The sequence below is a fragment of the Lysobacter sp. GCM10012299 genome (assembly GCF_042649405.1).
GTDB lineage: Bacteria > Pseudomonadota > Gammaproteobacteria > Xanthomonadales > Xanthomonadaceae > Lysobacter_J.
Genome location: NZ_JBHRZC010000003.1, coordinates 520,172 through 540,062 on the forward strand (window position 1 = coordinate 520,172; position 19,891 = coordinate 540,062).

The following is a 19,891-nucleotide window of genomic DNA, read 5'->3' on the forward strand; positions in this document are numbered from 1 at the left end:
AGGCAAATTCACCGCCGGTTATTGCCCGGATCGGGCATCATTGGCGCCGGTCGGACAGGCCGCTTGGACGACGTCACCCCCGGACCCCACCCATGACCATCCTCGTTACCGGCGCTGCCGGCTTCATCGGCGCGTACACCTGCCGCGCCCTGCGCGCGCGCGGCGCGGATGTCGTCGGCCTGGACAACTACAACGACTACTACGATCCGCAGATCAAGCGTGATCGCGTCGCCGCGCTGTGCCCTGAGGTCGACATCCGCACGCTCGACCTGGGCGACCGCGACGGCCTGGCGGCGCTGTTCGACGAAGTCCAGCCCACCCAGGTGATCCACCTGGCCGCGCAGGCCGGCGTGCGTTACTCGCTGACGCACCCGCACGCCTACGTCGACAGCAACCTGGCCGGCTTCGTCAACCTGCTCGAGCTGTGCCGCCATCGCGGCGTGCAGCACCTGGTCTATGCCAGCTCCTCGTCGGTGTACGGCGACTCGGCGACCCCTCCGTTTTCCGAGGACCAGCGCATCGACCAGCCGCGCTCGCTGTATGCGGCGACCAAGGCCGCCAACGAGCTGATGGCACACACCTACGCGCACCTGTACGACCTGCGCTCGACCGGCCTGCGCTTCTTCACCGTGTACGGCCCCTGGGGCCGTCCGGACATGGCGCCGCTGCTGTTCTCGCGCGCGGTGCTGGCCGGCCGCCCGATCGACGTGTTCAACCACGGCAAGATGCGCCGCGACTTCACCTACGTCGACGACATCGTCAACGGCGTGCTCGGCGCACTGGACAATCCGCCGCCCACCGACGTGGCACCGCCTGCGGCGCCGCACCGCGTCTTCAACCTGGGCAACCACACGCCGGTGGAACTGGAGCGTTTCATCCAGGTCATCGAGTCCACGGCCGGCAAGCAGGCCACCAAGGTCTACAAGCCGATGCAGCCCGGCGACATGGTCGAGACCATGGCCGACACCGCACGCGCGCACGCGGCCTTTGGTTTCGAGCCGGCCACGCCGATCGAGACCGGGCTGCCGCGGGTCGTCGACTGGTGCCGCACCTACTTCGGCGACAAGGCCTGACGCCCCATGAACAACACCCCGCAACTCTCGGTCGTCGTGCCGGTCTTCAACGAGCGCGACAACGTCGCCCCGCTGGTGCACGAGATCACCGCCGCGCTGCGCGGCCGGACCGATTTCGAGATCGTCTACATCGACGACCAGTCGCGCGACGACACGCTGCAGGTGCTGCAGGCGCTCAAGGCCGAGGTGCCGGAGCTGCGCGTGATCTCGCACGTCAAGCAGAGCGGCCAGAGCACCGCGGTGCGCAATGGCGTCAAGGCCGCGCGCGGCGAATGGATCGCCACGCTCGACGGCGACGGCCAGAACGACCCGGCCGACATCCCCAAGCTGCTCGAGAAGCGTGACGCCACTGCCGCCGGCGAAGGCATCAAGCTGTTCGCCGGCTGGCGCGTCAACCGCCAGGACAGCGGCAGCAAGCGCTGGGCCTCGCGCTGGGCCAACGCGATCCGCTCGCGGATGCTGCGCGACGACACCCCCGATACCGGCTGCGGCATCAAGCTGTTCGAGCGCGCCGCGTTCCTCGAGCTGCCCTACTTCGACCACATGCACCGCTACCTGCCGGCGCTGATGCAGCGCGCGGGCTGGAAGACGGTGAGCGTGCCGGTGAACCACCGCCCGCGTTCGGCCGGCGTGTCCAAGTACAACAACCTCAACCGCGCCCTGGTCGGCATCAGCGACCTGCGCGGCGTGGCGTGGCTGATCAAGCGTGGCAAGGTCACCGCGGTTCGCGAGCTGAGCTGAGGCCGGAACGATGGCAATCGACTTCATGAACCAATCCATTTCCTGGCTGGAATGGACCGGTTTGCACATGTCGCCGTGGAAGATCATCGGCCTGACCGGCGCGCTGATGTTCGGCGGCCGCTGGCTGGTGCAGTTCATCGCCTCGCGCAAGCACGGCAAGCCGGTGATCCCGCGGCTGTTCTGGTACATGAGCCTGGTCGGCAGCGTGATGACGCTGAGCTATTTCGTGTTCTCGCAGAAGCAGGACTCGGTCGGCGTGATCCAGAACCTGTTCCCGGCCTTCACCGCCGCCTACAGCCTGTACCTGGACATCAAGCACCGCGGCTGGCACCGGGACCGGGCGAGTCACTGATCCCGACCCGGGGCGCGCATGCGAAGATCGGCGCTTCGTGCCATCACTCCGGTCCTTCCCGTGAAACCACTGCTTGCGGCCCTGCTCTGCGGCCACCTCGCCCTCGCGTCCTTCGCCTCGCATGCCGGCGCGGCCGATACCCGGTTCGAAGCCATCTACAACCAGGAATGGAAGTGGCGCCAGGAACAGACCGGCGCCGCCGATGAAGACAACGACGGCTCGTCCGACCAGCACAAGCTGCCTTCGGTCGACGCCGCCAGCCAGGCCGCCCGCCTGAAGGTCTGGGAGGACGTGCTCAAGCGCCTGGACGGCATCGACACGGCCAAGCTGAGCCCGCAGAACCGCATCAACTTCGCCGTCTACAAGGCACAGGTCGAGAACCTCGCCGCCGACGTTCGCCTGCACGGCTACGAGATGCCGTTCAACTCCGACTCTTCGTTCTGGTCGAACCTGGGCTTCATGACGCGGCGCCCGATGCGCACGGCCGAGGATTACCGTGCCTACATCGACCGCCTGGCCGACGTGCCCCGCTACTTCGACGAGCAGACCGCGAACATGCGTGCCGGCCTGGCGCGCGGCTTCAGCGTGCCGCGTGCGGTGCTCGACGGCCGCGATGTTTCGATCGCGGCGTTGGCCGAGGTCAAGGATCCGCAACAGTCGAACTTCTACGAGCCGTTCAAGCGCATGCCGGCGTCGATCCCGGCCGATGAGCAGGCACGCCTGCGTGCTGCCGGCGCGGCGGCGATCCGCGATCGCATGGTCCCGGCCTACGCCAGGCTGCTGACTTTCTTCCGCCAGGAGTACGTACCGCAGGCGCGCACCACGCTGGGCGCCTCGCAGATGCCCGACGGCGAGGCCTACTACCGCCAGCAGATCCGCGAGTACACGACGCTCGACCTCGATCCCGACCAGATCCACCAGATTGGCCTGGAGGAAGTCGCGCGCATCCAGGCGGACATGGAGACGATCATCAAGCAGGTCGGCTTCAAGGGAGACTTCCCGGCCTTCCTGCGGTTCCTGCGTACCGACAAGCAGTTCTACGCGACCACCCCGCAGGCGCTGCTCGATCGCGCGGCGTGGATCTCCAAGCGGGTCGACGGCGAGGTCGGCAAGTTCATCGGCACCCTGCCGCGCGGCCGCTTCACCATCGTGCCGGTGCCGGCCGACATCGCCCCGTTCTGGACCAGCGGCCGCGGTGGCGCCGGTACCTACTGGCTCAACACCTACGACCTGCCCTCGCGCCCGCTCTACAACCTGCCGGCGCTGACCCTGCACGAATCGTCCCCGGGCCATGCCCTGCAGGGCTCGCTGGCCAAGGAACAGGGCGACCTGCCGGCGTTCCGCCGCGAGACCTATATCTCCGCCTACGGCGAGGGCTGGGGCCTGTACAGCGAGAAGCTGGGCAAGGAAATGGGGATCTACGAAACGCCGTATGAGGATTTCGGCCGCCTGACCTACGAGATGTGGCGCGCCTGCCGCCTGGTCATCGACACCGGCATCCACGCCAAGGGCTGGACCCGCGACCAGGCCCTGGCCTACCTGCGCGACCGCACCGCCCTGAGCGAGCACGAGGTCACCACCGAGGTCGACCGTTACATCTCCTGGCCGGGCCAGGCGCTGAGCTACAAGCTGGGCGAGATCACCATCGTCCGCCTGCGCGCCGAGGCCGAGAAGGCGCTGGGCAACCGCTTCGACATCAAGGCCTTCCACGACGCCCTGCTCAGCCAGGGCTCGGTGCCGCTGCCGGTGCTGGAGGAGCAGGTCCGCGCGTTCATCGCCAAATCGGCGGCGAAGACGGCAAAAGCGGGCTGATTTGTAACTCCCTCCCCTGCGAGCAGGGGAGGGTTGGGGAGGGGTAAAGCCCGCGCAGCGGGCAAGCCCCGGCGCTGCGCGCCTCAACCCCCTCCCAGCCTCCCCCTGCAAGCAGTGGGAGGAGCAGTTTCCCTGTGGATAACTACTTGCCCGGCCTGTCGTTCACGTGCATAATGCGCGGCTCGCTGCGTCCGGCTTGCCTTTAGGGGCATGACCGGGCGGACCCCGGAAGCGCGATTCCGGCCCGCCTCGTGCCGCGAGAATTTCCTACCCGTATCGCGCACCGCCCACACCCCGGTGTGACAGCGGAGGGGCCGCCGCCTCCCTGGCCAAGGGAAGCACCATTACCTTTCGAGGTGCGTATGGCCCGTGTATGCCAAGTAACCGGTAAGCGAACGACGACTGGCAACAACGTCTCGCATGCCATGAACAAGACCCGCCGCCGCTTTCTCCCCAACCTCCACGAGCGCCGCTTCTGGGTCGCTTCCGAGAACCGTTGGGTGAAGCTGCGTGTTTCCAGTGCCGCCCTGCGCACCATCGACAAGAATGGCATCGACGCCATTCTCGCCGACCTGCGCGCCCGCGGCGAAAAGATCTGAGGAGGATCGAACCATGGCTTCCAAGCGCGACAAGATCCGCCTGATCTCTTCTGCCGGCACCGGTCATTTCTATACGACCGACAAGAACAAGAAGAACACCCCGAACAAGATGGAGGTCAAGAAGTACGACCCCGTCGTTCGGAAGCACGTGAACTACAAGGAAGGCAAGATCAAGTGACCTTCTGACCCACGCGCAACGCGCGTGGCTTTGTCAGAAGGTCATCCCCGCGAAGGCGGGGATCCAGCGCCTTCAAACTCCAAAGAGAACCCGCCGAAAGGCGGGTTTTTCTTTTTGTGCGTCCGGAACTCCGCCTGCCTCAAAAAAACGGCCCCTCGCGGGGCCGTAGTGGTGCATCTCACACCGAGGAGATCAGAACTTCTGCGAGTAGCGCATTCGGAAGAGACAGCCGGAAGGTTGGAGCTTATCTACTGCCACAGCCGAGACCGCTGCTAGCAGTCGCAACCAGCTGGTTCGCCGAGTTGTATGCAGCCACGTTTATGGCAGCCCACCGTCCATGTTTGCACCAAGCGGTGCAGGTATTTCCGTCTTCAGTGCAAACATATGGATCGTAGATTCCGCCACCTGACACGGACCAGACGTATCTGCTGTATCCCTCGGTCGCCTCACAAAGCTTCCATGAGTTGAAGTGACCTTGCTCGCAACGAATTGACAGGCTCCGATTCTGGGCGTGCACAGGACTAAGCAGGCAACTCCCCGCGAACGCCAGAACCAAAGCGCAGGTCAATCTCCCAACACGATCTCTCATCTTGCAACTCCTTTTGCGTGGATTGAACGAATCGTCCTAGCTGGCCCGAGAGCTTGGCGCTCGCGCCTCAGAACTTCTGCGAGTAGCGCATGTACACGAACTGACCGGGGACTTCGTACTGCGGGTCGTAACTGTTGGCCGACGTGCTCGCCGAGCGCGGCGGATCGCGATCGAAGATGTTGTTGATGCCCAAGGTGATGCGAGCGTTCCACGGAACGTTCACATAGCCACTGACGTCGGTGTAGGTCACGCTCGGAATCTTGTTCTCCGGGCGCGAACCGGCAGCGGTGATTCGTCCAGGATCCGAGCAGAGCAGCGGAATCTGCGTTGACGAAACCGGCAAAGATGCGCAACTCTCTGTCTGGCTCGAGTAGTAGCGCAGGTTTGCGGTCAGGCCGTAATCGCCGTACGACCAGTTGGTGGCGAGGTTGGAGCGGATGCGCCACTGGTTGTCACGATTCCTGTACTCGCCAACACGATTTCCGCCCTCTCCCGATACCGGATCGTCCGTCACCTCGCCGTCGCCGTTGACGTCGACGTAGTACTTGGTCAGGTAGGTGCTATCCCAGTCGATACCGAACTTTCCGAACTTCGTCGTTGGCAGCTGGTAGGCAACATTGAAGTCGAAACCTTCGACTTCGTACGTGCCAACGTTCAACGACGTTACGAGCAGGTTGGAGATCTGGCCGTCGCTTGCACGAGTCTGCAGCGCACACGCGGATGCGTCGTTGGCGCGGTAGCAACGGTCAAGCACTTCCTGCGCAGTCTGCGAGAAGATCGCGTCGTCGATTTCAACATTCCACCAGTCCAGGGCCAAGCCGAGACCTTCGACGAAGCTCGGGCTGTAAACGAAACCAAGCGTCTTGCTGGTCGACGTTTCCGGCCCCAGGTCGGTATTTCCGCCTACTGTCGTTCGAATCTGGCTGTTGGCCTGATCGTAGGCCGGGACACCCGCGCAGGATGCCGGGGGGCGCTGAGCAGTTCCACCGACGACGCCTGCACAAGGGTCGGCAACTTGTTCGAAGGTATCGCTGACGCCGGAGAACAGCTCTCCGATGGACGGCGCACGGAAACCCTCGCTGTAGTTGCCGCGAACCAGCAGGTCATCGATGGGCTTCCACTTGAAGCCAAACTTGCTGTTGAGCGTGTTACCGAAGGTGCTGTAGTCGGAATAGCGCGTTGCTGCGCTGAGTTCCAGCAACTTGGCGCCAGGAAGGTCTGCCAGCAAAGGCAGACTCAGTTCCAGATAGGCTTCGTCCACGCTGTAGCCGCCTGAGGTGGCGGTCCGGTTGTTACCCGTGCTGTTGCTTGATGCGGTGATCGGATCGGGTTGGTCGAAGCCGGACTCGCTGCGGTGCTCGGCGCCGAAGGAGAACGCAGCCTTTCCGCCCTGCAGCGGGAACAGCTCACCGCCAATGTTGGCGTAATAGTTCTTCAGCTCGTAACCGGAACTGTTGATGCCGGTGAAGCTCGCGTACTCCAGCATCTCCTTGGTGAGCGTATTCGCGCCAAGGAAGTTCAGGGGAACGCAGCCGGCGATCTCTGCGCCTGGCGTACCGCAGCGTGCGACGCCGTTGCCGTCCCGGAACGAAGGGCCCAGGCCATTTCGCAGCGCGCGCACATCGAACAGGCCGGTCTCGGTGTCCTTCTGGTTGTTCTCGCCGTAGAGGTAGCCGGCCTCCCAGGAGAACAAGTTCTTGCCTGCCTCGAACTCACCTTCCAGGTTGCCATTGAAAGCGAACGTGTCCACGTCTTGGCGGAAGAGACGTCCGTTGGTCTCGGTCGCGCGCCGCTGGATGTAGCTCAGGTCGCTCCCGTACGGGTTGTAGACATTGTTGCGACTGATGACGATGTTCTCAGACAGCGAACCCGGGTTGCTGCGTCCCAATACGAGCGGCCCGGCAGCCAGGAGCTGGCTGGATTCGCGCTCGTTGTAGGTGGTCGCCACCTTGAAGCGGACGCTATCGGTGATATCCAGCGAGCCGCTGGCGAACAGCGACGTGCGCTCCTGCGGAGTGCGCAGGTAATTCTCCGGAGCGAAGTTGTAGGAGTCGGACGTCCCGAAGGGGCGCCAGTCCGCTGCCCCGGTTCCCGTCGCGACGAGGAAGCCCGGCGTACCGTCGGGACGCACCGGCGCCGCGTTTCCGTTGTTGGTCCCGAGGATGCCGAAGCGGCCGGCGGGCGACGTCGAACTGTTTCCCGTGCCCGGGGTAGCACCGAAGAACGGCACCGCGGAGATCTCGCGGTCCCCGGCGAAGACGGGGTCTTCCTGGACGTACCCGACGCCCAGCAGCGCATGCCATCGATCACCCGAGGATCCGAGGGTGAAGTCGTAGGCCTGGCGCTCGCCGTCGCCCTTGTCGTACTGGCCGAGGTAGGCGTTTGCTTCCGCGCCGTCGAAGTTCTGACGCAGGATCACGTTGACGACGCCCGCAATGGCGTCGGAACCGTAGATCGTCGAGGCGCCGTCCTTGAGGACTTCGATCCGCTCCACTGCCGCGGTCGGGATGGAGTTGAGGTCCACCGCGCCGCCCAGGCCGGTGCCGCCGACCCAGCGCTTTCCGTTGACCAGCACCAGGGTTCGGTTGGAACCGAGATTGCGCAGGCTTACGCGAGTCTCGCCATTGCCGCCGTTGTTGTAGCTGGAGTTCAGAGTCGAGCCGCCAGCGCTGATTCGCTGGATCACATCACCAATCGACGTCAGCCCCTGTGCACTGATGTCCTCCCGGCTCAGCGAGAAGATCGGTTGCGAGGTCTCGATGTCGGCGCGCTTGATGCGCGAGCCGGTGACTTCGATGCGGTCGAGTGTCGTGGCGCCCGTGTCAGTTGATTCCTGTGCGCCGGCCATTGCCGGCGCCAGTGCGATCGCGATGCCTGCCGGCAGCATGCCGACGCGCACCGCGGTGCGCAGGTTGCGGTGTTCCATGTAGTGAATCTCCGAATATTGTTATGGGCGCGTTAAGCGCCCACCAACCTTATTCCGGAGTTCTTGATCACGTTTTCCCGCGCGAATCTGACAGCTTCGCTACCGGCGTTGATTTCTTTTGCGTGCGCAACTCGTCGCCTTTGCAGGACGAGGTCGGCATCGCGGCGCGCCGCCCGGTACTCCGATGCGGTCATGCCGAAGCGTGCGCGGAAGCTGCGGGCGAAACTGCAGCTGTTGTCGAAGCCGCTGGCGGCACCGACTTCGCCGATGGTCATCAGCGTCGAGGCGAGCAGGCTGGCGGCGTGGTCCAGCCGCATACGCGCCGATGCCGCCAGCGGGCTTTCGCCATAGAGCTTGTGGAACAGCTTGGAGAAGTACCAGGTGGAGAATCGCGTGCGCTCGGCCAGTTCGCTGATGCGGACGATGCGATGGCAATGCCCTTCCAGGTACAGGCTGGCACGTTGCATCCGCTCGAACACCTGGCGCTTGCGTCCGAGCGACGCCCCGGGGCACAGGCCCAGCCGGGCCCCGTACTCGGCCTGCATCTCCTCCAGGAACAGCAGCATCGAGCGCAGTGGCGCCTGGATGCGACCGCTGCGGCCGTCCTGCTCCATGGTGCGCGAGGCCCGGTACCACATGCGCGACACCGCCCTGGCCTGGCCCGGCTTGAGGCGTCCCCGCCCGACATAGAGGCCGAAATCGGAGAAGCGAGCCATCGCCCGCAGCGCGTCCTCGGTGATGGTGAGGCCGATGCAGATGCCGTCGTGGTCGGGCTGGATCTGCGGCATCGAATCCTTGGCGAACGCGATCCAGTCGCCAGTGCGCAGGTAGAACCGGCCTTCCTTGGCTTCCACCCAGGAGCCGGCACGCATCTGCACCCAGATCGACAGGTCCTGGCTGGTCAACTCGACGCTTCCCAGGCGCGATGCACCGACGCACCTCGCCCACTGGTTTTCGGCCGGACCAACGCGCAGCTGTTGACCGCGATCCGCCCACTTTGCTCGTTCCATAGGATCTGACTTACGTGTGAGGGCGTTCAGGCTCACTTGGCGTGGCTGATGAGTACATAAGAACCTTCTCAAAATGACCTCGGGCGTTGCCCTGTGACACCCGTGTCGTCACACCTCATGGCCGCCGTGCGATCCGGTCCATGCCGTCATCACGCCGCCATGGTCCAATGCCGCCATGCCCTTCGACCTGCACGCCGGTTACTGGCTGTTCTTCCTGGACTGGCTGATCCGCCTGGCCGCGCTGGCGTGGATTCCGGTGCGCAGCCCGCCGGCCGCCGCGCGCAGCTGGTTGCTGCTGGTCGGCTTCGTGCCGCTGTTGGGGCTGCCGCTGTACCTGGTGCTCGGTCATCCCTGGCTGGCGAAGCAACGGCGCGAGCGTCAGGCGCTGGCATCACGTGTGATTCGCGAACGCCAGGATGGCCTGCGTCATTGGCGCTGGCTGCCGACGGCGGGCGAAGGCGAAGCCAGCGCCGACATTCCGCGCCTGGCCGAGCGCCTGGGCGACTTCATGCCCACGCGCGGCAATGGCATCGAGCTGCTCGACGATTACGAGCAGTCGCTGGCTTCACTGCTGGCCGACATCGACGGCGCGCGCGAGGAAGTGCACCTGCTGTACTACCTGATGTTCGACGATCGCGTCGGCACCGCGGTCGTCGACGCGTTGCAGCGTGCGGCCGCGCGTGGCGTTCGTTGCCGGATGTTGCTCGACGCGGTCGGCGCCAAGCCGGCGTTGCGTGCATTCGCGCGGACGCTGCGCGAGTGCGGCATCGAGGTCCACGCGATGCTCGCCGGCGGCCTGGCCTGGCGCAGCCTGTCGCGCATGGACCTGCGCAACCACCGCAAGATCGCGGTGATCGACCGCCGCGTCGGTTACGTCGGTTCGCAGAACCTGGCGGCGCCGGAGTTCGTGCCCGATCGCCCGAATCGCGAGCTGGTCGCGCGCGTGCAGGGGCCGGCGGTGCGGCAGATGGCGGGGCTGTTCGCCAGCGACTGGCTGATCGAAACGGGCGAGCGCCTGCAGGCCGACGGCGACTACGCCGGCACCGGCGCGGCGCCGGCGCAACTGCTGCCGGGCGGGCCGGCCTACCCCTTCCAGAACGCGCGCAATGTCGTGGTCGCGCTGATCCAGCACGCACGCCGGCGGGTGGTGCTGACCACGCCTTACTTCGTCCCCGACGACGTCACCCTCGGCGCACTGCACCTGGCCGCGCTGTCGGGCGTGGAAGTGCAGCTGGTGCTGTCGCAGAGCAACAACCAGAACCTCACGCGCTGGGCGCAGCGGTCCTACTACGAGGAACTGCTGGAAGCCGGCGTGCGCATCGCGCTGTACCGTCCGCACTTCCTCCACGCCAAGCACCTGAGCGTGGACGACGACATCGCCCTGATCGGCTCGATCAACCTCGACATCCGCTCCTTCGCGCTCAACGCCGAGGTCGGTTTGCTGTGCTACGACCGCGCCGTGGTCGAGCGGCTGCGCGGGATCGAGGCGGACTACCTGGCCGATGCCGATATCCTGTCGCTGGACGGCTGGCGGGCCCGTCCGGCCTGGCGCCGCAGCGTGGAGGGCATCGCCCGGCTGGCCGATTCGCTGATCTAGGACCCTCCACGCAGCCCGCCCCGCTTTGGTCGTAGAGCCGCCGCGCCGGCGCGGGTCTACACTGCGGCCATGGCTGCAAAGGGCGCATACCGGTGATCCCAGGCTGGATTCTGTTGCTGGTGTCGGCGGGCTACGTCGGCGTGCTGTTCGTGGTCGCCTACTACGGCGATCAGCGTGAGCTGGCGCCCAGGGCGCGCTGGCTGCAACCGGCGGTGTATTCGCTGGCGCTGGCGGTGTACTGCTCGTCGTGGACGTTCTATGGCGCGGTCGGCACGGCCGCGCGCACCGGGCTGGGCTTCCTGCCGATCTACCTGGGGCCGTTGCTGATGCTGGCCTTCGGCTGGCGCATCCTCGAACGGCTGGTGCTGATCTCGGGCCAGAACCGCATCGTCTCGATCGCCGACTTCCTGTCGTCGCGCTACGGCCGCGCGCCCGGCCTGGCGGCGCTGGTGGCGGCGGTGGCGCTGACCGCCGCCGTGCCCTACGTCGCCCTGCAGTTCAAGGCGGTGGCGATGAGCGTGGAAGTGCTGGCCAACGTGCCCAGCGACGCCGGGCTGCTGCACGATCCGGCGTTCTATGTCGCGCTGCTGCTGGCGGTGTTCGCGATCCTGTTCGGCACGCGCCAGATCGATGCGACCGAGCACCATCGCGGCATGGTGCTGGCGGTGGCGCTGGAATCGCTGGTGAAGTTGCTGGCCTTCCTCGCGATCGGCCTGTTCGCGCTGTTCCACCTGCCCGGCATCGGTTCCCTGCCCGAACGCATGGTTCAGGCCGCGAGCATCGTGACCGCGCCCGGCGTGCCGGCCGGCTTCGTCGCGCAGACCCTGCTCGCCTTCGCCGCGATCGTCTGCCTGCCGCGCCAGTTCCATGTCGCCGTGGTCGAGTGCCAGGACCCGTCCGACCTGCGCTCGGCGCGCTGGATGTTCGGTGGCTACCTGGTGCTGATCTCGCTGCTGGTGGTGCCGATCACGCTCACCGGCCAGGCCCTGCTCGCCGGCACCGGTGCATCGCCGGACACGTACGTGCTGGCGCTGCCGCTGGCACTGAAGCAGGAATCACTGGCGCTGATCGTCTACATCGGCGGCTTCTCGGCAGCCACCGGCATGGTCATCGTTGCCAGCGTCGCCCTGGCGACGATGGTCAGCAACGACCTGATCATGCCGCTGCTGTTGCGCAGCGGCGCGCTGCACGAAGGACAGGGCATCGACCGCCAGGTGTTGTGGGTGCGCCGCATCACCATCCTCGGGCTGGCGATGATGGCGTACGCCTACCACCGCGGTTCGGCCTACTACGGACGTGCTGCCGAAGACACCCTGGCCCAGCACGGCCTGCTCGCCTTCGCCGCGGTCGCGCAGTTCGCGCCGGCGCTGATCGGCGGCCTGTACTGGCGCGGCGCCAGCCGTTCCGGTGCGTTCGCCGGCCTGTTCGCTGGCACGGTACTGTGGCTGTACACGTTGCTGCTGCCGGCGCTGGCGCGTGGCGGCTGGTTCGGCGCGGGCTGGCTCGATCACGGCCCGCTCGGCGTCGACTGGCTGCAGCCGGAACAGCTGTTCGGCCTGCACGGCTGGGACCCGCTGACGCACGGCACGTTCTGGTCGCTGCTGTTCAACGTCGGTGTGTTCCTGTTCGTGTCGGTGCGGCAGCGCCCGCGCCTGCAGGAACAGTTGCTGGCGTCGCCGTATCTCGATCCGTACGTGCAGCGCCCGGCGCTCGGTCCGGGCGGCTGGGCCGGCAGCGTGCGCGGCAGTGAGCTGCTGGCGCTGGCCGAGCGCATCGTCGGTGAACGCCATGCCCGCCGCGCGTTCGAGGAATACGCACAGCAGCAGGGCCGGCCGTGGCAACCCGAGCAGCCGGCCGATCGCGCTCTGGCGCAGTTCACCGAGCGCCTGCTGGCATCGGCGATCGGTGCCGCTTCGGCACGCCTGACATTGACCACCGCGCTGCGCGGCTCGGGCATGGAGCTGGGCGAAGTGGTCGCGCTGCTGGACGAAGCCAACCAGGAGCTGCGCTTCAACCGCCAGATCCTCTCGACGACGCTGGAGAACATCAGCCAGGGCGTCAGCGTGGTCGATGCCGAGATGCGCCTGGTGGCCTGGAACCGCCGCTACCAGGAACTGTTCGAGTACCCCGACGGCATGCTCTACGTCGGCCGGCCCGTCAGCGACCTGATCCGCTGGAACGCCGAGCGCGGCGAGATGGGGGCCGGGCCGACCGATGCGCAGGTGCAACGCAGGCTCGCGCACCTGCGCGCGGGCGCGCCGCACGTGTTCGAACGCGTGCGCGCCAACGGCCAGGTCATCGAGATGCGCGGACGGCCGCTGCCCGGCGGCTACGTCACCACCTACAGCGACGTCACCGACTACAAGCGCGCCGAGCAGGGCCTGCGCGAGGTCAATGAAACGCTGGAGCAGCGTGTCGAGTTGCGCACGCGCGAGGCCGAATCGGCACAGCAGTCGAAGACGCGCTTCCTCGCGGCGATCAGCCACGACGTGCTGCAGCCGCTCAATGCGGCGCGCCTGTTCGCCAGCGCGCTGCGCGAGACACCCGATGCGGTCGAACAGGCACGCCTGGCCGAACGTGTCGACGCCTCGCTGCGCGCCGCCGAGGACCTGCTCGACGGCCTGCTGGACATTTCGCGCCTGGATGCCGGCGCACTGCGCATCGAGATCGTCGACTTCGACGTGAATGAACTGCTGCGGGAACTGGTGGCGCAGTACGCGCCGGTCGCTTCCGGGCGTGGCCTGCAGTTGCGCGTGCGTGCGCCGGACCGGCCACGGCCGGTGCGCAGCGACCGTCGCCTGCTGCGCCGTGCACTGCAGAATTTCCTCGCCAACGCGCTCCGCTACACCCGCGAGGGCGGCGTGCTGATTGCCGCGCGCGTGCGCGACGGCGCGGTCGAGTTGCAGGTATGGGACACCGGTCCAGGCATCTCCGAACACCACCTGTCGCAGATCTTCGACGAGTTCCGCCGCTTCGACCACACCGGCAGTGGCGGCGAGCGCGGCCTCGGCCTGGGCCTGTCGATCTGCCAGCGCATCGCACGCACCCTGGAGCATCCGCTGCGCGTACGCTCGCGGATCGGCGTGGGCAGCGTGTTCTCGATCACCGTGCCGTTCGGACGCGCGATGTACGCCGCGCCGTTGCCGGAGCCGCACCTGATGGTGGGCGGCGACTCGCTCGCCGGCCTGCGCGTGCTGTGCGTGGACAACGACCGCGAGATCCTCGATGGCATGCGCAGCCTGCTGCAGCGCTGGGGCGTGACCACGCTGACCGCGGCCACCGCCGACGAGGCACTCGCATTGCTGGGCGAGTGCCCGGACGTGGCACTGGTCGACTACCACCTGCACGACCGCCTCGACGGCCTGGGCGTGATCGAGGAACTGCGCGTGCAGTGCGGTCGCGAGCTGCCGGCGGCATTGCTGACCGGCGACGGTAGCGACGCCCTCAAGCTGGCAGCACGCGAGCGCGGTTGCCGCGTGCTGACCAAACCCATCAAACCTGCCTCGCTGCGCGCATTCCTCGCGGCGCAGCGGCAGGTCGTGCAGGTGTGAGGGCTACCTGGGCGATGCCCGGATGACGCGCCAGACGACGTTGCCGACGTCGTCGGCCACCAGCAATGCGCCACTGCGATCCGTCGCCACACCGACCGGGCGGCCACGGGCATTGCCGTCGTCGTCGAGGAAGCCACCGAGTACGTCGCGAATCGGACCGCTGGGCATGCCATCGCGGAACGGCACGAACACCACCTTGTAGCCATTGAGCGGCTTGCGGTTCCACGAACCGTGCAGGCCGATGAACGCACCCTGCGCGAAATCGCTACCCAGCGCGTCGTTGCTCGCGAAGGCCAGGCCCAGCGGGGCGACGTGCGAGCCCAGGGCGTAATCGGGTCGGCGCGCGCGGGCGACGAGGTCGGGACGCTGCGGCTCCACCCGGGTATCGACGTGCTGGCCGTAGTAGCTGTACGGCCAGCCATAGAACGCACCGCTGTCGACGCGCGTCAGGTAATCGGGCACCAGGTCGTTGCCCAGCTCATCGCGTTCGTTGACGACGGCCCACAGCTTTCCGCTGCGCGGCTCCCACGCCAGGCCCACCGGGTTGCGCAGGCCACTGGCGTATACGCGCTGGTTGCCGCTGGCCGCGTCGAGCTCGAGCACCGAGGCGCGATTGGCCTCGACCTCCATGCCGTTCTCGGCGATGTTGCTGTTGGATCCGACGCCGATGTAGAAGCGGCTGCCGTCACTTGTTGGCAGCAGGCTCTTGGTCCAGTGGTGGTTGAACTTGTCGGCAGCCTTGCCGGGAAGGTCGGCGACCTTTTCCGGCGTTGCCGCCAGGCCGGTCTCGCCGGCAACGTAATGCGCGCGCACCAGCGAGTCGGTGTTGGCGATATAGAGCGTGTCGCCGACCAGGGCCATGCCGAACGGCGAGCTGAGGTCGCTGGCGAAGACGCTGCGGGTTTCGGCGACGCCGTCGCCATCGCTGTCGCGCAGCAGGGTGATGCGGTTCGGGCTGGGCACCGCGCCACCGGCGCGCTTCTTCACCGCGCCCATCACCTTGCCCTTGATGCCACCAATGCCGGACCGGCCCGGCGGCGCGTTGGATTCCGCGACCAGCACGTCGCCATTGGGCAGCACATACAGCCAGCGCGGGTGATCGAGGCCGCTGGCGAATGCGGTGACCGAAAGGCCATTCGCGGCGGTTGGCGTGGTGTTGGCCGGCCAGCCTTCGGCCGGTGCGATGTTGACGGTCGGGATTGCGGACGGCGCCGGCTTGGCGATCACCGGGTCGGGCCCGGTGTCCTCGCCCGCGGACAGCGACGCCTGGCCGGCGCACGCCGACAGCGTGGCTACCAGGCCAAGGCAGATGGCGCTACGCAATGACAATAGCATGCAACCTCCGGTGCACTGGACCAGTTGCAAGCACTACGCCGGCGCTCGTGGTGCCGGAGTGATAACGGCCCCGGCGCCGCGGTTGTCGTTCAGTACTGTCGAGGCTGCGTGCAGACCCCTCAGTCGCATGGGCCCGCAGTCTCTGTCAGCGCGATGAAGCGGCGCTGCATTTCCTGCGGCGTGACGTCCTCGATGCTGTGGCCGATGTTCCAGCGATGGCCGAAGGGATCGCGGACCACGCCGGAGCGTTCGCCGTAGAACTGGTCGCGGGCGGGCATCACCAGTGTCGCCCCGGCCGCTACCGCCTGCGCGATCACGTCATCGGCGTTGTCGACATGCACGTGCAGGGTGACGCTGCTGGAGGCCGACGGGTCCGGGGCGAGGATGCCGTACTCCGGATACTCCTCGCACAACATCAGCGTCGTGCCGGCGATCGATACCTCGGCATGGCCGATGCGGCCGCCGGCATCGACCAGGCGCAGGGTTTCGCTGGCGCCGAAGACGGCGCGGTAGAAGTCGATGGCCGACTGCGCGTCACGGACACACAGGTAGGCGAACAGTTCGCGGGTGGACATGGCGGCCTCGCGGCAGTGGGTGTGCGTGGACCTTAGGCCTGCGCGGCACCGGCGTCTTGAAGGAAATTGACCATGGCAACGTGGGCCTCGCCGCGCACCTGCGAGCGACGGTAGGTCCGTGGCGTCATGCCGGAGAGTTCGCGGAACTCGCGGTTGAAGTGCGCCTGGTCGCTGTAGCCGGCGTCGATGGCGATGTCGGCCAGCGCCTGGCCGCGCGCGAGCAGCTTGAGTGCGTGGCGGAAGCGCAGCACGCGTGCATAGGCCTTTGGCGAAAGACCGGTCGTTGCACGGAAACGTGCGAGCAGATGGCGATGGCTCATGCCACTGGCCTGCGCCAGCGACGCAACGGGTACACCGAGCCCGAGGCCCTGCATCGTCTGCGCGATCGCGGGGTGCATCGCCCGCGCCGGGCGAAGGCGTGCGAACAGCGCGCTTTGCATGAGTTCGAGCTGGTGCGACTCGTCGTCGCATTCAAGCAGCGCGTCATGCAGCCTTCCGGCGGCGGTACCCCATAGTGCGTCGAGTGGCGTGTGGGTGGCGGACAGTTCGTCGGCGTCGCAGCCGAACAGGGCCTGCGTGGCACCTGGCCGCAGGATCACGCCGACCGAGCGCGAGGGCTGCGTGGTGTCCTTGATGTAGAAGCCAGCACGGGCGCCGGCGACCACTGCGTTCGATACCGTCTCACCACGCCAGTCGCCGGGGTCGCGGTACAGATGCAGCGGTGCATCGAGGCGGATTGCCAGGTGCATGCCGTTGCAGGGCAGCACGTGCTCGCGCGGCGCGATTGGCTGCGCGGATGCAGCGCTCGCCCAGACCGCTTCGACGTACGGTCGCAGTGCCGGATGGGGGCGGCGGAGGCTCATGGGCGGAGAGTACACCCACGGGGCCGGGCGGTTACTCGGCCTCTTCCGGCGGCGGGACTATCGCGCTGGGGTCGAGGGCGAGGCGGCCGGCGATCAGGACGGCCTGGGTGCGGTTGCTGGCGCCGAGCTTGCGCAGGATCGCGGTGACGTGCGCTTTTACCGTTGCCTCCGAAACTCCCAGCTCATAGCCGATCTGCTTGTTGAGCAGGCCCGCGCCGAGCATCTGCAACACGCGGAACTGCTGCGGCGTGAGGTCGCGCAGGCGCTGCGCGGCATCGTGCTCGTCGGCGTGTGCGGCCGGCGCGGACAGCGCTGCCGCCGGTGCCCAGCGGTCGCCGTCGAGCACGCGCGTGATGGCCTCGCCGAGCGTGGCCGCGTCGGCGGACTTGGGAATGAAACCGACCGCGCCATGGTCCAGCGCGCGGCGCATCACCGTCGGCTCCTCGCGCGCCGAGACGACGACGATCGGCAGCTGCGGATGCAGCGCGCGCAGGTGCACCAGCGCGCTGAAGCCCTGCGCGCCGGGCATGTTCAGGTCGAGCAGCAACAGGTCGGCGTCGGGCTCGGCCTCGACCAGCGTGTAAAGCGCATCGACGCTGTCGGCCTCGCGCAGCTGCGCCTCGGGCAGCACGCGCGCGACCGCACCGCGCAGCGCCTCGCGGAACAGCGGGTGATCGTCGGCGATCAGCAGGGTGGTCATGCGTCCGCTTCAGGGCACGCGGCGTTCGTTGACCAGGCTTTCGACGACGCTCGGGTCGGCCAGCGTGCTGGTGTCGCCGAGCTGGTCAGGAGCATTTTCGGCGATCTTGCGCAGGATGCGGCGCATGATCTTGCCCGAGCGCGTCTTCGGCAGGCCCGGCGCCCATTGCAGGTGGTCGGGCGTGGCGATCGGCCCGATCTCCTTGCGCACGTGCGCGATGAGTTCCTTGTGCAGCGCTTCGGACGGCGCCTCGCCGGCGATCAGGGTGACGTAGGCGTAGATGCCCTGGCCCTTGATGTCGTGCGGGAAGCCGACCACCGCCGCTTCGGCCACCTTCGGGTGCGAGACCAGCGCGCTCTCGACCTCCGCCGTGCCGATGCGATGGCCACTGACGTTGATCACGTCGTCGACGCGACCGGTGATCCAGTAATAGCCATCGGCGTCGCGACGGCAGCCGTCGCCGGTGAAGTACATGCCCGGGTAGGTGCGGAAGTAGGTGTCGATGAAACGCGGGTGGTCGCCGTAGACGGTGCGCATCTGGCCCGGCCAGGAATCGAGCAGGACCAGGTTGCCCTCGGCCTCGCCTTCGAGCAGCTTGCCGTTGGCATCCACCAGCGCCGGCTGCACGCCGAAGAACGGCTTGGTGGCCGAACCCGGCTTGAGGTCGATCGCACCGGCCAGCGGGGTGATCAGGATGCCGCCCGTCTCGGTCTGCCACCAGGTGTCGACGATGGGGCAGCGCGAGTCGCCGACCACCTCGTAGTACCAGCGCCAGGCTTCCGGGTTGATCGGCTCGCCGACGGTACCGAGCAGGCGCAGCGAGGCGCGCGAGGTCTTCTTCACCGGCTCGTCGCCGTCGCGCATCAGCGCGCGGATCGCGGTCGGGGCGGTGTAGAAGATGGTGACCTTGTGCTTGTCGATGACTTCCCAGAAGCGGGAGACGTTCGGGTAGTTCGGCACGCCCTCGAACACCACCGCAGTGGAGCCGTTCGCCAGCGGTCCGTAGACGATGTAGCTGTGGCCGGTGACCCAGCCGACGTCGGCGGTGCACCAGTAGATGTCGTCGTCGCGAAGGTCGAACACCATCTCGTGGGTGTAGCTGGCGTAGACCAGGTAGCCGGCGGTGGTGTGCAGCACGCCCTTGGGCTTGCCGGTCGAACCGGAGGTGTAGAGGATGAAGAGCGGATCCTCGGCGTTCATGCGCTCGGGCGCGCACTCCTCCGACTGGCCTTCGACGACGGCGTCGTACCAGCGGTCGCGCGGCATCTGCATGTCCACCGCCGAACCGGTGTGGCGCACCACGAGCACGGTCTCCACGGTATTGGTGCCGGGCATCTTCAGCGCCGCATCGACGTTGGCCTTCAGCGGCACTTTCTTGCCGCCACGCAGGCCTTCGTCGGCGGTGATGATGAGCTTGCTGGTGCAGTCGGCGACGCGGTCGGCGATGGAGTTCGGGGCGAAGCCGCCGAACACCACCGAGTGGATCGCTCCGACGCGCGCGCAGGCCAGCATCGAGACGATCGCTTCCGGGATCATCGGCAGGTAGATGGTGATGCGGTCGCCCTTGCGCACGCCGAGCGAACGCAGCGCGTTGGCGAGCTTGCACACGCGCGCGTGCAGGTCACGGTAGGTGATGTGCTCGGCCGGCTGTGACGGGTCGTCGTGCTCGAAGATCAGCGCGGTCTTGTCGCCGCGCTGCGCCAGGTGGCGGTCGAGGCAGTTGACGCTGGCGTTGAGTTCGCCGTCCTCGTACCAGCGGATGTGGAAATCGTCGAGCTGGTAGCTGACGTCCTTGATCTTCGTCGGTGCCCTGAACCAGTCCAGGCGCTGCGCGACCTTGCCCCAGAACGCATCCGGCTGGCTGACCGATTCGGCGTACATGCGCTCGTACGCCTCGCGCGTGACCCGCGATTTGGCGGCGAATCCGGGATCGACAGGGTGGACGACGGGGTGGTTCATGGCGTGCTCCGGGACAAGGTTCTGTCGGGGT

General features: G+C 67.0%; 15 protein-coding genes. 8 read left to right on the forward strand and 7 right to left on the reverse strand.

What is annotated here, in order from left to right; all coding sequences use genetic code 11:
• Nucleotides 1-92: 92 nt before the first annotated feature.
• The 6 genes from ACFOPO_RS10345 to rpmG all read left to right on the forward strand — a co-directional run bounded on the left by ACFOPO_RS10345 (nt 93) and on the right by rpmG (nt 4,755).
• Nucleotides 93-1,073, forward strand: coding sequence for an NAD-dependent epimerase/dehydratase family protein (locus tag ACFOPO_RS10345; protein ID WP_386703116.1), 981 nt, complete (start codon nt 93-95; stop codon nt 1,071-1,073).
• 6 nt (nt 1,074-1,079) lie between these two features.
• Nucleotides 1,080-1,814 carry a glycosyltransferase family 2 protein gene (locus ACFOPO_RS10350; protein ID WP_386703117.1) on the forward strand — a complete coding sequence of 245 codons (735 nt, stop codon included), beginning with the start codon at nt 1,080-1,082 and terminating at the stop codon, nt 1,812-1,814.
• Between the two features lie 25 nt (nt 1,815-1,839).
• Nucleotides 1,840-2,166 carry a lipid-A-disaccharide synthase N-terminal domain-containing protein gene (locus ACFOPO_RS10355; RefSeq protein WP_386703118.1) on the forward strand — a complete coding sequence of 109 codons (327 nt, stop codon included), beginning with the start codon at nt 1,840-1,842 and terminating at the stop codon, nt 2,164-2,166.
• Nucleotides 2,167-2,184: 18 nt separating this feature from the next.
• Nucleotides 2,185-3,978, forward strand: coding sequence for a DUF885 domain-containing protein (locus ACFOPO_RS10360; RefSeq protein ID WP_386703119.1), 1,794 nt, complete (start codon nt 2,185-2,187; stop codon nt 3,976-3,978).
• A gap of 362 nt (nt 3,979-4,340) precedes the next feature.
• Entirely contained in the window at nt 4,341-4,577 is a 237-nt protein-coding gene (gene rpmB, locus ACFOPO_RS10365) for a 50S ribosomal protein L28 (RefSeq protein ID WP_158731856.1), read from the forward strand.
• Between the two features lie 13 nt (nt 4,578-4,590).
• On the forward strand, nt 4,591-4,755 hold the full coding sequence (gene rpmG, locus ACFOPO_RS10370; protein WP_200607758.1) for a 50S ribosomal protein L33: 165 nt from the start codon (nt 4,591-4,593) through the stop codon (nt 4,753-4,755).
• Between the two features lie 656 nt (nt 4,756-5,411).
• Here the strand turns inward: rpmG and ACFOPO_RS10375 are convergent.
• Together ACFOPO_RS10375 and ACFOPO_RS10380 are read right to left on the reverse strand one after the other, a co-directional pair.
• Nucleotides 5,412-8,270 carry a TonB-dependent receptor plug domain-containing protein gene (locus ACFOPO_RS10375; protein ID WP_386703120.1) on the reverse strand — a complete coding sequence of 953 codons (2,859 nt, stop codon included), beginning with the start codon at nt 8,268-8,270 and terminating at the stop codon, nt 5,412-5,414.
• 32 nt (nt 8,271-8,302) lie between these two features.
• Nucleotides 8,303-9,175: a helix-turn-helix transcriptional regulator gene (locus tag ACFOPO_RS10380; RefSeq protein WP_386703121.1), complete on the reverse strand. Its 873-nt coding sequence runs from the start codon at nt 9,173-9,175 to the stop codon at nt 8,303-8,305.
• A 280-nt stretch (nt 9,176-9,455) separates the two neighbouring features.
• Here ACFOPO_RS10380 and cls point away from each other — a divergent pair, with 280 nt between their 5' ends.
• Nucleotides 9,456-10,877 (forward strand): cardiolipin synthase, encoded by a 1,422-nt coding sequence (gene cls / locus ACFOPO_RS10385; RefSeq protein ID WP_386703122.1) that lies wholly within the window; start codon nt 9,456-9,458, stop codon nt 10,875-10,877.
• A 92-nt stretch (nt 10,878-10,969) separates the two neighbouring features.
• A complete protein-coding gene (locus ACFOPO_RS10390; protein WP_386703123.1) occupies nt 10,970-14,428 on the forward strand; it encodes a NahK/ErcS family hybrid sensor histidine kinase/response regulator in 3,459 nt (1,152 codons plus the stop codon).
• Between the two features lie 3 nt (nt 14,429-14,431).
• On the opposite strand, the gene ACFOPO_RS10395 is transcribed toward ACFOPO_RS10390, so the two are convergent.
• From ACFOPO_RS10395 to acs, 5 genes are all read right to left on the reverse strand, one after another.
• Nucleotides 14,432-15,763 carry a PQQ-dependent sugar dehydrogenase gene (locus ACFOPO_RS10395; RefSeq protein WP_386703124.1) on the reverse strand — a complete coding sequence of 444 codons (1,332 nt, stop codon included), beginning with the start codon at nt 15,761-15,763 and terminating at the stop codon, nt 14,432-14,434.
• A 119-nt stretch (nt 15,764-15,882) separates the two neighbouring features.
• Nucleotides 15,883-16,338 (reverse strand): VOC family protein, encoded by a 456-nt coding sequence (locus tag ACFOPO_RS10400; protein WP_386703125.1) that lies wholly within the window; start codon nt 16,336-16,338, stop codon nt 15,883-15,885.
• A 32-nt stretch (nt 16,339-16,370) separates the two neighbouring features.
• A complete protein-coding gene (locus tag ACFOPO_RS10405) occupies nt 16,371-17,201 on the reverse strand; it encodes a helix-turn-helix domain-containing protein (protein ID WP_386703126.1) in 831 nt (276 codons plus the stop codon).
• Between the two features lie 31 nt (nt 17,202-17,232).
• On the reverse strand, nt 17,233-17,901 hold the full coding sequence (locus ACFOPO_RS10410; RefSeq protein ID WP_386703127.1) for a response regulator: 669 nt from the start codon (nt 17,899-17,901) through the stop codon (nt 17,233-17,235).
• Between the two features lie 9 nt (nt 17,902-17,910).
• Nucleotides 17,911-19,860, reverse strand: a complete 1,950-nt coding sequence (gene acs, locus ACFOPO_RS10415; protein ID WP_386703128.1) for an acetate--CoA ligase — start codon at nt 19,858-19,860, stop codon at nt 17,911-17,913.
• Nucleotides 19,861-19,891 lie beyond the last annotated feature (31 nt).

Coding starts and splice junctions, on each gene's coding strand:
- ACFOPO_RS10350 (WP_386703117.1), top strand. CDS start 1,080: ATGAACAACACCCCGCAACTCTCGGTCGTCGTGCCGGTCTTCAACGAG.
- acs (WP_386703128.1), bottom strand. CDS start 19,860: ATGAACCACCCCGTCGTCCACCCTGTCGATCCCGGATTCGCCGCCAAA.
- ACFOPO_RS10355 (WP_386703118.1), top strand. CDS start 1,840: ATGAACCAATCCATTTCCTGGCTGGAATGGACCGGTTTGCACATGTCG.
- ACFOPO_RS10400 (WP_386703125.1), bottom strand. CDS start 16,338: ATGTCCACCCGCGAACTGTTCGCCTACCTGTGTGTCCGTGACGCGCAG.
- ACFOPO_RS10375 (WP_386703120.1), bottom strand. CDS start 8,270: ATGGAACACCGCAACCTGCGCACCGCGGTGCGCGTCGGCATGCTGCCG.
- ACFOPO_RS10360 (WP_386703119.1), top strand. CDS start 2,185: ATGCGAAGATCGGCGCTTCGTGCCATCACTCCGGTCCTTCCCGTGAAA.
- ACFOPO_RS10395 (WP_386703124.1), bottom strand. CDS start 15,763: ATGCTATTGTCATTGCGTAGCGCCATCTGCCTTGGCCTGGTAGCCACG.
- ACFOPO_RS10410 (WP_386703127.1), bottom strand. CDS start 17,901: ATGACCACCCTGCTGATCGCCGACGATCACCCGCTGTTCCGCGAGGCG.
- rpmG (WP_200607758.1), top strand. CDS start 4,591: ATGGCTTCCAAGCGCGACAAGATCCGCCTGATCTCTTCTGCCGGCACC.
- cls (WP_386703122.1), top strand. CDS start 9,456: ATGCCCTTCGACCTGCACGCCGGTTACTGGCTGTTCTTCCTGGACTGG.
- ACFOPO_RS10405 (WP_386703126.1), bottom strand. CDS start 17,201: ATGAGCCTCCGCCGCCCCCATCCGGCACTGCGACCGTACGTCGAAGCG.
- rpmB (WP_158731856.1), top strand. CDS start 4,341: ATGGCCCGTGTATGCCAAGTAACCGGTAAGCGAACGACGACTGGCAAC.
- ACFOPO_RS10345 (WP_386703116.1), top strand. CDS start 93: ATGACCATCCTCGTTACCGGCGCTGCCGGCTTCATCGGCGCGTACACC.